Raw genomic sequence first — 13593 nt, forward strand, 5'->3', positions numbered from 1 at the left:
CCCGGCAGTCGACCCGACCGCGGCCGCCTGTTTCGCTCTGCGCGTAGGGCGCGGTGCGGGGGACGGCGATTCGGAGGGGGAGGCGGCGGGCGGCGGTTAAGATCGATGCGGCTCGCGTCCGGCGAATGCCGGACGTACATGGAGGACAGCACGTGGCAGCATCCGATTATTCCGCCCGCCATCTCTCCGTCCTCGAGGGTCTCGAGGCGGTGCGCAAGCGGCCGGGCATGTACATCGGATCCACCGACTCGCGCGGCCTCATGCACTGCCTCTGGGAGATCATCGACAACAGCGTCGACGAGGCGCTCGGCGGGCACGGCGACCGCATCGACGTGCGGCTCCACCCCGACGGCAGCGTCGAGGTGCGCGACACCGCACGCGGCGTGCCGGTCGACATCGAGCCGAAGACCGGGCTCTCCGGGGTGGAGGTCGTCTTCACCAAGCTGCACGCGGGCGGCAAGTTCGGATCGGGCTCCTACGCGTCATCGGGCGGCCTGCACGGCGTGGGCGCGTCCGTCGTGAACGCGCTGTCGGAGCGCCTCGACGTCGAGGTGGACCGCGGCGGCAAGACGTACGCCATGTCGTTCCGGCGCGGTGAGCCCGGCATCTTCGAGGACCAGGGCGAGGCGAGCCCCGACGCGCCGTTCCGACCGTTCACGTCGGGCAGCGAGCTGCGGGTCGTCGGCAAGGTGCGCAAGGGCGTCACCGGCACGAGGATCCGCTACTGGGCCGACCGGCAGATCTTCACGCGCGGCGCGTCCTTCCTCACGGAGGAGCTCCTCGGCCGCGCGCGCCAGACCGCGTTCCTCGTCCCCGGGCTGAGCATCGACATCGAGGACCTCCGCGGCGAGCAGCCCGTGCGCGAGTCCTTCCGCTTCGACGGCGGCATCGCCGAGTTCGTGGACCACCTGGCGGTCGACGCGCCGCTCACGGACACGTGGCGGCTCGAGGGATCGGGCACGTTCACCGAGACCGTGCCCGTCCTCACCGACGGCGGCGCCATGGTGCCGACGGAGCTCACGCGCGAGTGCGCCGTCGACATCGCGCTCCGCTGGGGCACGGGGTACGACACCCGCTTCAAGTCGTTCGTCAACATCATCGCGACGCCCAAGGGCGGCACCCACCAGGCCGGCTTCGAGGCGGGCCTGCTGAAGTTCGTGCGCGCGCAGGTCGATGCCAACGCGCGGAGGCTCAAGGTCGGCACCGACAAGGTCGAGAAGGACGACGTGCTCGCGGGCCTCACCGCCGTGCTGACGGTCCGCTTCCCCGAGCCGCAGTTCGAGGGCCAGACCAAGGAGGTGCTGGGCACGCCCGCCGTCCGCGCCATCGTGTCGCAGGTCGTGCAGAAGGCCATGGCCGAGCGGTTCGCGTCGACCCGGCGCGAGGACAAGGCGCAGACCGCCGTGCTCCTCGAGAAGGTCGTCGGCGAGATGAAGTCGCGCATCTCGGCGCGCACGCACAAGGAGACGCAGCGGCGCAAGAACGCCCTCGAGAGCTCGTCGCTGCCCGCGAAGCTCGTGGACTGCCGGTCGAACGACGTCGCCAACAGCGAGCTGTTCATCGTCGAGGGCGACTCCGCCCTCGGCACCGCCAAGCTCGCGCGCGACAGCGAGTACCAGGCGCTGCTGCCCATCCGCGGGAAGATCCTCAACGTCCAGAAGGCGTCGCTGCCCGACATGCTCTCCAACACGGAGTGCGCGTCGATCATCCAGGTGCTCGGTGCAGGATCCGGCCGCACGTTCGACCTGTCGGCGGCGCGCTACGGGAAGATCATCATCATGAGCGACGCCGACGTCGACGGCGCCCACATCCGCACGCTGCTGCTCACGCTCTTCTTCCGGTACATGCGGCCGATGATCGACGAGGGCCGGGTGTTCGCCGCCGTCCCGCCGCTGCATCGCGTGGTGGTCATGAACCCGGGCTCGAAGCCGAACGAGGTGATCTACACCTACTCGGAGCGGGAGCTCGCGGCAGTCCTCGCGCAGGCGAAGCGGCAGGGCAAGCGCTTCCAGGACCCGATCCAGCGCTACAAGGGCCTGGGGGAGATGGACGCCGACCAGCTCGCGACGACCACCATGGACCGCCGCAACCGCACGCTCCGCCGCGTGCGCGTCGACGACGCCGAGGCCGCCACGCGCATGTTCGAGCTGCTCATGGGCAACGACGTCGCGCCGCGCAAGGAGTTCATCATCGACGGCGCCGGATCCGTGCGGGACCGCATCGACGTGTGATCCACCGCCCCCGTGCCGGATGCGCGGACGGCCGCGGGCCCGACGGGTCCGCGGCCGTCCGCGTGCGTGGCGCCGATGCGCCTACGTCTCGAGCGGAGCCGAGCCGTCCTCGGCCGACGGCTCGACGACGCCCGCGGCCGCGCCGGACGCCGCATCCGGCGCCTCGGCCGGGGTGACCGCCTGGCCGACGCTCCCGATCGCCTTCTCGAGCGGGATGCCCGAGCCGTCGCGCTTCATGCCTGTGGGCGGCAGCTGCCTGACCTCGCCGGCCGGCCCGACCGCGAGAGCGGGCCCGGGGCCGACCCAGGCGAGGGCGAGGTGGTCCTCGCCCTTCAGGTACGCGTGCGCGCGGACCCCTCCCGTCGCGCGTCCCTTGCGCGGGAAGTCGCCGAACGCGCTGACCTTCGCCCGGCCGGGATCCACGCCCGCGATGGTGGCGGACGACGCCGAGACCGTCACGACCTGGGCGCCCTCGGGGGCGACGGAGGAGAAGAACAGCACGCGTGCACCGGCGGCCAGGTTGACGCCGGCGACGCCCCCCGCCTGCACGCCCTGCGGCCGCACGGACACGGCGGGGAAGTGCAGCAGCTGCGCCTCGCTGGTGACGAAGACGAGCTCGTCCGTCTCCGCGCCCTGCCGCGCGCCGACGACCTCGTCGCCCTTCTTCAGCGCGATGACCTCGAACTCGGGCTTCGCGGGCAGCGCCGACGGAGCGATTCGCTTGACGACGCCCTGGCGCGTGCCGAGGGCGATGGCCTCGTCCGTGCCGAGCGCCACGAGCGCGACGACGCGCTCCTTCTTGTCCGTGAGGCCGAGGTAGTCGCGGATCCGGACGCCGGCACCCAGCTGCACGCTCGCGACCGGGACCACGGGGAGGTCGACGGGCGTCATGGTGATGAGCCGGCCGGTGTTCGTGATCGCGCCGATGCGCGTGCGGCTCGTGGTCTCGATCGCCGTGAGCACCGCGTCGTGGGAGCTGCGGCGGACCATCTGGAGGGGCGTGCCCGGCGCGTCGGACGGCAGGTCGACGCGGACCGCGCGGCCCGTCGTCGACAGCAGCACCCGGCAGGGCACGTCCGCGATCTCGAGCACGGGCGCGGCACGGCGGCTCGACGCCCCGGCGACGCTCGGCGCGGCCTCGGTGAGCAGGGTGCGGCGCGGCGTGCCGAAGCGGTCGGCGACCTCCTGAAGCTCGGTCGAGACGAGGGCCCGGAGCCGGCGCGGGTCGGCGAGGATCGCCTCGAGCTCGGCGATCTCGGCCTGGAGCCTGTCCCGCTCCTCCTCGAGCTCGATGCGGCTGAACCGCGTGAGCCGGCGGAGGCGGAGCTCCAGGATGTAGTCGGCCTGCAGCGTCGACAGGTCGAACACGTCCATGAGCCGGGCGCGCGCCTGCTCGGTGTCGTCGCTGCCGCGGATGACCTGGATCACCTCGTCGATGTCGAGGATCGCGATCAGCAGCCCGAGCACGAGGTGCAGCCGCTCCTGCCGGCGGGCGAGCCGGTAGCGCGTGCGGCGCGTCACCACCTCGAGCCGGTGCGCCACGTAGACCTGCAGCAGCTCCTTCAGCCCGAGCGTCTGCGGGCTGCCGTCGACGAGCGCGACGTTGTTGATGCTGAAGCCGTCCTCGAGCGGCGTGTAGCGGTACAGCTGCTCGAGCACGGCCTCGGGGTTGAAGCCCGTCTTGATCTCGATCACGAGCCGGAGCCCGTGCGTGCGGTCGGTCAGGTCGGTGACGTTGGTGATGCCCGACAGCTTCTTGTTCTGGACGCCGTCCTTGATCTTCTCGATGACCTTCTCGGGTCCTACCAGGTAGGGCAGCTCGGTCACGACGAGCCCCGACTTGCGCGGCGTGAGGCTCTCGACGGAGACGCGCGCGCGGGTCTTGAAGCTGCCGCGGCCGGTGAGGTAGGCGTCCTTGACGCCCGACAGGCCGATGATCGTCCCGCCCGTCGGCAGGTCCGGCCCCGGCACGAAGGCCATGAGGTCGTCGAGGCTGGCGTCGGGGTGGTCGATGAGGTGCCGCGCGGCGCCCACGACCTCGATCAGGTTGTGGGGGACCATGTTGGTCGCCATGCCGACCGCGATGCCGCTCGCGCCGTTGACCAGCAGGTTGGGGAACGCCGCGGGCAGCACAGCCGGCTGCATGAACGCGTTGTCGTAGTTCGGGACGAAGTCGACGACGTCCTCGTCGAGTCCCTCGACCATCGCGAGCGCGGACGCGGCGAGCCGGGCCTCCGTGTAGCGGGGGGCGGCCGGACCGTCGTCGAGCGATCCGAAGTTGCCGTGACCGTCGATGAGCGGCACCCGCAGCGTGAACGACTGCGCCATGCGCACCATCGCGTCGTAGATGGCGGAGTCGCCGTGCGGGTGGAGCTTGCCCATGACCTCGCCCGTGACGCGGGCGGACTTCACGTGCCCGCGGTCGGGACGGAGGCCCATCTCGCTCATCTGGTAGAGGATCCGGCGCTGCACGGGCTTGAGGCCATCGCGCGCGTCGGGCAGGGCCCGGGAGTAGATGACCGAGTACGCGTACTCGAGGAACGAGTTCTCCATCTCGGTGGAGACGTCGACGTCCTCGATCCGCTCGGCGGGCTCGTCGGGCGTGGTGTTCGTGGTGGAGGGACTCATGGACTCTCTGGGTCGGGATCGGCGCTGCGTCGATCGGCGTCGTGACGCGGATGCGCGCCGGGCTGCTGTGGCAGACTTGGCCGGATGGCCCCCATGCTACCGGCGCCCGGATCCAGCCGGATGAGCCTCACCGCGGTCATGCCCGGCTGCCTCGCCGCCCTCGCGGGGGAGGAGTCCGACGCCGGCCTCCCTCCCGTCGACCGGGCCGTGGTCGTCCTCGTGGACGGGCTCGGCTCCGCGGCCCTCCGCGTTCGGGCCGGGCACGCCCGCCACCTGGTGCAGGGCTGGCGGAAGAAGGACGTCGTGGACGTGGGGTTCCCCACCACGACGGCGGCCAGCATCACGTCGCTCACCACCGGCGTGCGCGCGGGCGAGCACGGGCTCGTCGGCTACAGCGCCCTCGATCCCGCGCACGACCGCGTCCTCAAGCTGCTGTCCGGATGGGACGCCCGGAGCGTGCCCGAGGAATGGCAGCCCATCCCGACCGCGTTCGAACGGGCGGTCGCCGCGGGCGTCCCCGCGTTCGTGGTCGGATCAGCCCGCTACGCCGGGTCGGGCTTCTCGCGCGCGGCGCTGCGCGGGGCGACCTACGTCGCCGCCGAGTCGATCGCGGACCGATTCGCGACCACGCGCGCGCTCATGGACAGGGAGCCGCGCGCGCTCGTCTACCTCTACGTGCCCGAGCTCGACCAGGCCGCCCACTCGCACGGCTGGGAGTCGGACCGCTGGCTCCGCGGCCTCGAGGAGCTCGACCAGGCGGCGGGGCCGTTCCTCGACCGCCTCGGCTCCCGGGAGGGCGCGCTCATCACGGCGGACCACGGCATCGTCGACGTGCCGGCCGGATCCCAGGTCCTGTTCGACCGCGTGCCTGAGCTGGTCGCGGGCGTCCGTCACGTGGCGGGGGAGCCGCGCTGCCTGCACCTCCACCTGGAGCCGGGCGTGGACTCCGACGCCCTCGCCGACGCCTGGCGCGCCTCCGAGGGGACGCGCGCCCACGTCGCGACGCGCGCCGAGGCGATCGCCGCCGACTGGTACGGGCCGGTCCGGGACGACGTGGCGGGGCGGATCGGCGACGTGGTCGTCGCGACGCGCTCGCGCATCGCGTACTACGACGGCCGGCCGCGGGACCAGGGCGCCCGTCGCATGATCGGACAGCACGGGTCGTTCTCCGACGAGGAGCGGCTGGTGCCCCTCATCCGCGCCGGAGCCTTCGCCCGCGGCTGACCCGCCCGACGACCGCGGGCCGCCTCCGGGCGACCCGTCGGACGGCGGGCGGGATCAGGCCAGGTGGTCGTCGTCGCTGCGCGCGCCGAACACGATCTCGTCCCAGCTCGGCATCGCCGTCCGCCCGCGTCGGCCGGACGGCTTGCCGGATCCGCGACCCTCGCCGGTGCCGGGCGTCCGCAGGCCCTCGTCCTCGGCGTCGTCGCGCGGGCGGTCGCGGCCCGTGTCGACGCGGCCGATGCCGGGGATCACCGCGGATCGCAGCGGCGGCACTGAGCGCTGACCGCCGCGCGGACGGGACAGCGGCTCGTCGCGACGGGCGACGGGAGCGGGAGCGTCATCGGCCTGGTCGTCGCCCTCGTCCTCGCGCGGCACGGACTCGCGCTCGCCCCGGCGGCGGCGCAGCGCCTCGAGCAGGTCGGCGGTCTCGTTCAGCTCGACCTGCGCGACGCGCGCGGGCTGCTGGCTGCCTGCGGGATGGTTGCCCTGCCGCCCGAGGTGCGAGACGGACGCGCCCTCGTCGCGGCGCGGCATCTCCCACGGCTGGGGAGCGGTATCCTGCGTGCTGGACGCGCTCGGCTCGGGCAGGCGGAACGCCCCGCTGTCGAAGCGCGTGACGCCGGCCTCCTCGTGCGTGTCCGCGGCCTCGGGCGGCAGCGCCCGGAGCCGGGGGATGAGGGCGCCGCGGATCTCGCCCTGCTGCGAGAGCGTGATCGCCTCGTTGTTGGCGGGGGAGAGCGCGTGCTTCTTGGCGTCGTAGGACCAGCGCGCGTCGTGCTCGATCTCCTCGCTCGTGAAGGCGACCTTCACGACCCAGCCGCCGAGCTGCTCCTTCCAGCTGCTCCAGCGCACCTCCTGCGCGCCGAGGGACTCGAGGCGCTCCTCGATGACCTGGCCGAAGAGCGTGCCCTGGCCCATCGGGTCGACCTCGATGGCGGTGTGGACGGGCACCTTCATCGCGCTGCGAACGACGTGCTCGCGCTCGGCGACGACGGGCCCCTCGAACTTGCGCACGTACTCCACGGACGCGCCGGTCTCCCGCGCGACGTCCTCGGCGCTCATGCCCTGGCGGATGAAGGACTGGATGATGCGCGGCGCGACCTTGCGCGTGGCACCGCCGTCGGCGGACTGGCGGCGCAGCGCGGAGCGGAAGGAGTCGTCCATCACGAGACGGTGCCGTTCACCGCCCGCGGCCTCGACGACGAGGGCGCCGTCCTCGACTCCGACGATTTTCAGATCCTGCATGGGTTCCACGCCTCTCGCGCTCACTGGACGATTCACGATCGCACGACTCGGCCCCTCTTCCGGGGAATACGCGTGGCGCGCCGCGACTTGGGTCCGACGAGAGCGCCGGAAGGCGAGATCGCGGGCCCCGAGCGCAGGTTGTTCGTGCGCGAACGGTGTACCGTGTGAGTCCGCATCCGCGGCCCGATGACGGGCCGGCTCCCCGCATCCAAACCGCCGATCAGGAGCCCCGACAGGGGCCTCAGGACGGTTTGCTATCCGGATGCGATTCATGCAAACTGTGCCCGCCGATTCCGTTCGGCGGTTATTCGAGAAGTGGACAGGAATGGCAACTGATTACGACGCCCCGCGCAAGACGGAGGACGACTCCGACTCGATCGAGGCTCTGAAGGAGCGCGTCCCGGACCGCATGTCCGGGGTCGTGGACGTCGACGATGCCGACAACCCCGGGAGCTTCGACCTCGCGGGAGCGGACCTCTCCGACCTCGAGCTCGAGACGGTGGTGCTCCCGCCCCAGGCGGACGAGTTCACCTGCGTGAGCTGCTTCCTCGTGAAGCACCGCTCGCAGATCGACCACCAGGAGAAGCTCGGACCCATCTGCCAGGAGTGCGCCGCCTAGAGCGACGCCGGGCGATGGCCCCCTCGGAGGCCCTGAGCCCCACCGCACGTCATGATCGCCGCGATCCCCGGATCGCGGCGATCAGTCGTTCCGGGGTCCGCGTCGAGAGCAGCCAGTAGGGGGCCGGGTCCGTCGCGTCCAGGAGCGGCACCTTGACCACCGGATCCACCCATCCGCGGATGACGAGGTACGCCCGCGCATGCAGGCGCGTGCCGCGCTCCGCCGTCGCCTGCGCGCCGCGGAACCCCTCGGGCTCGCCCAGCTGATCGACGTCGATGGACGCACGGCCGGCCCGCAGGCGCCCGTCGACCACCTCGATGACCGGGCTCGTGAGCACCAGCGTCGCGACGACGCCCGCGTACAGCACGATCGCGACGATCACCCCGGCGACGACGCTGATGGGGAGGAACACGAGCAGGCTCGCGGGGATGACCAGGGCGGTGGCGACGAAGAGCCAGGGAGCCGGCCACAGCCGCTCGCTGTAGGGGGATGCGGGCATGCGCCTATTCGATCAGATTCCTGCACTAGCCTCGGACCGTGCCCGATCCCGTCGACGTCCTCATAGCGGGCGACGCCCCGATCCCGGCCTACGCGCACCCCGGTGACGCGGGTGCCGACCTCACGGCCGCGGAGGCAGTCCGCCTGGAGCCCGGCCAGCGGGCCACCGTCGGCACGGGCGTCTCGATCGCCCTCCCGGACGGGTACGCCGCGTTCGTGCTGCCCCGGAGCGGACTCGCCGCGCGCCACGGCATCACGATCGTGAACGCACCCGGCACCGTCGACGCCGGCTACCGCGGGGAGATCCGCGTCACCCTCCTCAACACCGATGCCGACGCCGCGTACGATGTCGCGGTCGGCGACCGCATCGCGCAGGTCGTCGTCATGCCGGTCAGCCGGGTGCGATTCGTGCCCGTCCAGAAGCTGCCCGGGAGCCACCGCGGCGCGGGGGGCTTCGGCTCCACGGGCACCGGCGCCCTCCCCGCCCGAGATCCAGGAGACCGAACATGACCGACGAGAACGCGAACCAGCCGGACGACGCCGCCCTCGCGGACGACGCCGAGGACGTCCTGGACGCCAAGTCCGCGCCCGACGACCGGGCCGACGAGGGCCCGCTCGACGAGACCGAGGCCAACCCCGTGCGTCCGTACGTCGACCTGGGTGGGATCAAGATCCTGCCGCGAGAGGGCCTGCACCTCCGCCTCGAGGTCGCGGAGGGCACCCAGCAGGTCGTCGCGATCGGCCTCGACTTCGCCGAGTCCAGCCTCCAGGTGCAGCCGTTCGCCGCTCCGCGCTCGAGCGGGCTGTGGCACGAGATCCGCACGACCATCGGGGAGCAGATCCAGCGGCAGGGCGGCACCACGCGCCTCGCCGACGGTCCGTTCGGCCCCGAGCTGCACGCCGTGATCCCCGTCGTGCAGCAGCCGGGGCAGCCCGCGGCCAGCACCCGGGACGCGCGCTTCATCGGCGTCGACGGCCCGCGCTGGTTCCTGCGCGGCGTCATCACCGGCCGCGCCGTGACGGATCCCGAGGCCGCCGCCGCCGTCGAGGACCTGTTCCGCAGCGTCGTCGTCGTGCGCGGATCCTCGCCCATGCCCCCGCGGGACCTCATCCCGCTCAAGATGCCCGCCGCCCAGGTCGGCACCACCCCGGGCGCGGCTCCGGCCGGCGAGAGCCCGGCACCCGCGCTGGGCTCCTGACCGTGTCGGGCGAGGGTCCGCTCGAGCGGGACCCGCAGCGCCCGGCGCCGGGGGACGACGCGTCCGCTTCCCCGACCGACGGCGCCCCGGCCGGATCCGCGTCCGCACCCGCCCCGGGTGAGGCGATCGGCGCGAGCATGGCCCAGGCCGCGGAGCGCGCGGGCCTCGGGCAGGCGGCGCGCGGCGAGACGATGACGGCCGCGGCCCTCCTCGCCGCGATGGGCGGCGTCCGCGGCGTGCTCGAGGCGATCGTCCCCGGGCTCCTCTTCCTCGTGGCGTTCACCATCACGCGCGACGTCGTGCTCTCCGTCGCGGTGCCGGTCGCCGTGGCGGTCGCGGCCGTCCTGGCCCGGCTCGTGCAGCGCTCGGCCGTCGCACCTGCGGTGGGCGGCCTCGTCGGCATCGTCATCTCCGCGTTCCTGGCGCTCCGCTCCGGGGAGGGCCGCGACTTCTACGCGCTCGGGCTCTGGACGAACGGTGCCTACTTCGCCGTGCTCCTGGTCTCCGTCGTGGTGGGCTGGCCGCTCGTCGGCGTCGCCGTCGGCTTCCTCATGGGCGACGGCACGGCCTGGCGGCAGGACCGCAGGAAGGCCAGGGCGCTCCGCCTGCTCACCCTCGTGTGGGTCGGCTTCTTCGCGCTCCGCCTCGCGGTGCAGCTCCCGCTCTACCTCGCCGACGCGATCGACGCGCTCGGCGTCGCGCGCCTCGTGATGGGGACGCCGCTCTACGGCGTGCTCCTCGTCCTGTCGTGGCTCTTCGTGCGCGCCGTGTACGCCAAGGACCCGACGGCACGGGTCGCCGGCTGAGTCGCCGCTCCCCGTCGACGGCGACGGCGACGCGCGGGGCACCGCGTGCCGCGGCGTCCCTGACGGCGTCGCGATGCTAGATTCATCTCGACGTCGAGATACATCGGCGCCGTCCCGCCTCGCGTCGGCGTGCCCGATCAGGGTCGCCTTACTGGACCCGGCCGCGGCGGGCGACCAAGATCGGATGACGGGCGGAATCGACTTCCGCGCCCATCCAGCGAGGGAAGAGGGCCACGTGTCTGCAATCAACAGCTTCGGCGCGAAGGACACACTCCGCGTCGGGGACACCGACTACGAGATCTACCGCATCGACACCGTGGCGGGCCACGAGCGTCTCCCGTTCAGCCTCAAGGTGCTGCTGGAGAACCTCCTCCGCACCGAGGACGGCAAGAACGTCACCGGCAGCCAGATCAGCGCCCTCGGCGACTGGGCTCCCGACTCCGAGCCCGACACCGAGATCCAGTTCACGCCCGCGCGCGTCGTGATGCAGGACTTCACGGGCGTCCCCTGCATCGTCGACCTCGCCACCATGCGCGAGGCCGTGGGCGAGCTGGGCGGCGACCCCACCAAGATCAACCCGCTCGCACCCGCTGAGCTCGTGATCGACCACTCGGTCATCGCCGACCTGTTCGGCACCGAGGACGCGCTCGAGCGCAACGTCGACATCGAGTACGAGCGCAACGGCGAGCGGTACCAGTTCCTCCGCTGGGGCCAGACGGCGTTCGAGGACTTCAAGGTCGTCCCGCCCGGCACCGGCATCGTCCACCAGGTCAACATCGAGCACCTCGCCCGCGTCACCATGACGCGCGAGGTGGGCGGCTTCCTCCAGGCGTACCCCGACACCTGCGTCGGCACCGACTCGCACACCACCATGGTCAACGGCCTGGGCGTGCTGGGCTGGGGCGTCGGCGGCATCGAGGCGGAGGCGGCCATGCTCGGCCAGCCCGTGTCGATGCTCATCCCCAAGGTCGTCGGCTTCAAGCTCTCCGGCGAGATCCCCACGGGCGTCACCGCCACCGACGTGGTGCTCACGATCACGCAGATGCTGCGCAAGCACGGCGTCGTCGGCAAGTTCGTCGAGTTCTACGGCACCGGAGTCGGCGCCGTCCCGCTGGCCAACCGCGCCACCATCGGCAACATGAGCCCCGAGTTCGGCTCCACCGCCGCGGTCTTCCCCATCGACGACGTCACCCTCGAGTACCTGCGCCTCACCGGACGCAGCGAGGAGCAGGTCGCGCTCGTCGAGGCGTACGCCAAGGAGCAGAAGCTGTGGCACGACGCGGACGTCGAGCCGGCGTTCAGCGAGTACCTCGAGCTCGACCTCTCCACGGTCGTCCCGTCCATCGCCGGCCCGAAGCGCCCGCAGGACCGCATCGAGCTCACCGACGCGAAGTCGCAGTTCGAGCGCGACCTCAACGACTACGCCCAGGTCGACCACGACATCGTCGACCTCACGACGGCGATGAGCTTCCCCGCGTCCGACCCGGGCGAGCTGCAGCCCGAGGACGAGCACTCGATGCACGAGCACCACCACGCGTCGCAGAGCCCGTCCTCCGTCACGAAGCCCACGCGCGTCACCCTCGAGGACGGACGCGGCTTCACCCTCGACCACGGCGCCGTCGCCATCGCGGCCATCACGTCGTGCACCAACACGTCGAACCCGTCGGTCATGCTCGCGGCCGGGCTCCTCGCCCGCAACGCCAGCAAGAAGGGCCTCAAGGCCAAGCCGTGGGTGAAGACCACGCTGGCGCCCGGATCCAAGGTCGTCACGGACTACTACGAGAAGTCCGGCCTCACCACGTACCTCGAGGACCTCGGCTTCTACACGGTCGGCTACGGCTGCACCACCTGCATCGGCAACTCGGGCCCGCTGCTCGACGAGATCTCCACCGCGGTGCAGGACAACGACCTCGCCGTGACGGCCGTGCTCTCGGGCAACCGCAACTTCGAGGGCCGCATCAACCCGGACGTGAAGATGAACTACCTCGCGAGCCCCCCGCTCGTGATCGCCTACGCGCTGGCCGGGTCGATGAACTTCGACTTCGACTCCGACGCGCTCGGCACCGACACCGAGGGCAACGACGTCTTCCTCAAGGACATCTGGCCCGACGCGGCCGAGGTCCAGTCGACCATCGACAGCTCCATCGACACGGGCATGTTCACGCACCAGTACGCCGGCGTCTTCGACGGCGACGAGCGCTGGCGCTCGCTCCCCACCCCCACGGGCGCCACGTTCGAGTGGGACGCGGAGTCCACGTACGTCCGGAAGCCCCCGTACTTCGAGGGCCTCACGATGGAGATCACGCCCGTCTCCGACATCCAGGGCGCGCGCGTCCTCGCGAAGCTCGGCGACTCGGTCACGACCGACCACATCAGCCCCGCCGGCTCGATCAAGGCGGACAGCCCCGCGGGCCGCTACCTCGACGAGCACGGCGTCGGCCGCAAGGACTACAACTCCTACGGCTCGCGCCGCGGCAACCACGAGGTCATGATCCGCGGCACGTTCGCGAACATCCGCCTCCGCAACCAGCTGCTCGACGGCGTCGAGGGCGGCTACACGCGCGACTTCTCGCAGGAGGGCGGCCCGCAGTCGTTCATCTACGACGCGTCGGAGAACTACCAGGCGGCGGGCACCCCGCTCGTGATCCTCGGCGGCAAGGAGTACGGCTCCGGCTCGTCGCGCGACTGGGCGGCCAAGGGCACGAGCCTGCTGGGCGTGAAGGCGGTCATCACCGAGAGCTTCGAGCGGATCCACCGCTCCAACCTCATCGGCATGGGCGTCGTCCCGCTGCAGTTCCCGGCGGGGGAGTCGTGGGCCTCGCTCGGGCTCGATGGCACAGAGGAGATCAGCATCTCCGGGCTCGAGGAGCTGAACTCGGGCACGACGCCGCGCACGGTGCACGTCGTCGCGGCGCCGACGGCCGACTCGCCCGCGGGCAAGGAGACGGTGGAGTTCGACGCGGTCGTGCGCATCGACACCCCCGGCGAGGCGGACTACTACCGCAACGGCGGGATCCTGCAGTACGTGCTGCGCAGCCTCGTCGCGTAACAGCAACCTGAGGGGGCCGGGCGGCGACGCCCGGCCTCCTTCGTGCATGCAGGGCCCTGCGTACACTCGAAGAGGCGGGTGCCTGCACATGGCG

General features: G+C 72.0%; 10 protein-coding genes. 7 read left to right on the top strand and 3 right to left on the bottom strand.

The window, feature by feature from the left end:
• Window positions 1–152 precede the first annotated feature (152 nt).
• Complete coding sequence (locus tag KYT88_RS08555) at window positions 153–2231, top strand: DNA gyrase/topoisomerase IV subunit B (RefSeq protein WP_043586849.1); 2079 nt, start codon at window positions 153–155, stop codon at window positions 2229–2231.
• A gap of 81 nt (window positions 2232–2312) precedes the next feature.
• On the opposite strand, the gene KYT88_RS08560 is transcribed toward KYT88_RS08555, so the two are convergent.
• Window positions 2313–4859 carry a DNA gyrase/topoisomerase IV subunit A gene (locus tag KYT88_RS08560; RefSeq protein WP_043586847.1) on the bottom strand — a complete coding sequence of 849 codons (2547 nt, stop codon included), beginning with the start codon at window positions 4857–4859 and terminating at the stop codon, window positions 2313–2315.
• Window positions 4860–4943: 84 nt separating this feature from the next.
• Here KYT88_RS08560 and KYT88_RS08565 point away from each other — a divergent pair, with 84 nt between their 5' ends.
• Window positions 4944–6083 (top strand): alkaline phosphatase family protein, encoded by a 1140-nt coding sequence (locus KYT88_RS08565; RefSeq protein ID WP_043586845.1) that lies wholly within the window; start codon window positions 4944–4946, stop codon window positions 6081–6083.
• Window positions 6084–6137: 54 nt separating this feature from the next.
• Here the strand turns inward: KYT88_RS08565 and sepH are convergent, their stop codons facing one another.
• On the bottom strand, window positions 6138–7328 hold the full coding sequence (gene sepH / locus KYT88_RS08570) for a septation protein SepH (protein ID WP_043586843.1): 1191 nt from the start codon (window positions 7326–7328) through the stop codon (window positions 6138–6140).
• A 325-nt stretch (window positions 7329–7653) separates the two neighbouring features.
• Between sepH and KYT88_RS08575 the strand changes: the two genes are divergently transcribed.
• Window positions 7654–7947, top strand: a complete 294-nt coding sequence (locus tag KYT88_RS08575) for a DUF4193 domain-containing protein (RefSeq protein WP_012038342.1) — start codon at window positions 7654–7656, stop codon at window positions 7945–7947.
• Window positions 7948–7996: 49 nt separating this feature from the next.
• Here the strand turns inward: KYT88_RS08575 and KYT88_RS08580 are convergent, their stop codons facing one another.
• Window positions 7997–8446: a DUF3093 domain-containing protein gene (locus KYT88_RS08580; protein ID WP_043586842.1), complete on the bottom strand. Its 450-nt coding sequence runs from the start codon at window positions 8444–8446 to the stop codon at window positions 7997–7999.
• A gap of 38 nt (window positions 8447–8484) precedes the next feature.
• On the opposite strand from KYT88_RS08580, the gene dut reads away from it, so the two are divergent.
• From dut to acnA, 4 genes are all read left to right on the top strand, one after another.
• Window positions 8485–8955 (top strand): dUTP diphosphatase, encoded by a 471-nt coding sequence (dut, locus tag KYT88_RS08585; RefSeq protein ID WP_043586840.1) that lies wholly within the window; start codon window positions 8485–8487, stop codon window positions 8953–8955.
• On the top strand, window positions 8952–9644 hold the full coding sequence (locus KYT88_RS08590) for a DUF3710 domain-containing protein (protein ID WP_043586839.1): 693 nt from the start codon (window positions 8952–8954) through the stop codon (window positions 9642–9644). The genes dut and KYT88_RS08590 overlap by 4 nt, the downstream gene beginning before the upstream one ends.
• 2 nt (window positions 9645–9646) lie before the next feature.
• Window positions 9647–10450: a DUF3159 domain-containing protein gene (locus KYT88_RS08595; protein ID WP_043586838.1), complete on the top strand. Its 804-nt coding sequence runs from the start codon at window positions 9647–9649 to the stop codon at window positions 10448–10450.
• Window positions 10451–10685: 235 nt separating this feature from the next.
• Window positions 10686–13499: an aconitate hydratase AcnA gene (gene acnA / locus KYT88_RS08600; protein WP_043586835.1), complete on the top strand. Its 2814-nt coding sequence runs from the start codon at window positions 10686–10688 to the stop codon at window positions 13497–13499.
• Window positions 13500–13593 lie beyond the last annotated feature (94 nt).

Origin of the sequence: Clavibacter sp. A6099, from assembly GCF_021919125.1 — a bacterium.
GTDB lineage: Bacteria > Actinomycetota > Actinomycetes > Actinomycetales > Microbacteriaceae > Clavibacter > Clavibacter seminis.

Coding starts and splice junctions, on each gene's coding strand:
- KYT88_RS08580 (WP_043586842.1), bottom strand. CDS start 8,446: ATGCCCGCATCCCCCTACAGCGAGCGGCTGTGGCCGGCTCCCTGGCTC.
- KYT88_RS08590 (WP_043586839.1), top strand. CDS start 8,952: ATGACCGACGAGAACGCGAACCAGCCGGACGACGCCGCCCTCGCGGAC.
- KYT88_RS08565 (WP_043586845.1), top strand. CDS start 4,944: ATGGCCCCCATGCTACCGGCGCCCGGATCCAGCCGGATGAGCCTCACC.
- sepH (WP_043586843.1), bottom strand. CDS start 7,328: ATGCAGGATCTGAAAATCGTCGGAGTCGAGGACGGCGCCCTCGTCGTC.
- KYT88_RS08575 (WP_012038342.1), top strand. CDS start 7,654: ATGGCAACTGATTACGACGCCCCGCGCAAGACGGAGGACGACTCCGAC.
- KYT88_RS08560 (WP_043586847.1), bottom strand. CDS start 4,859: ATGAGTCCCTCCACCACGAACACCACGCCCGACGAGCCCGCCGAGCGG.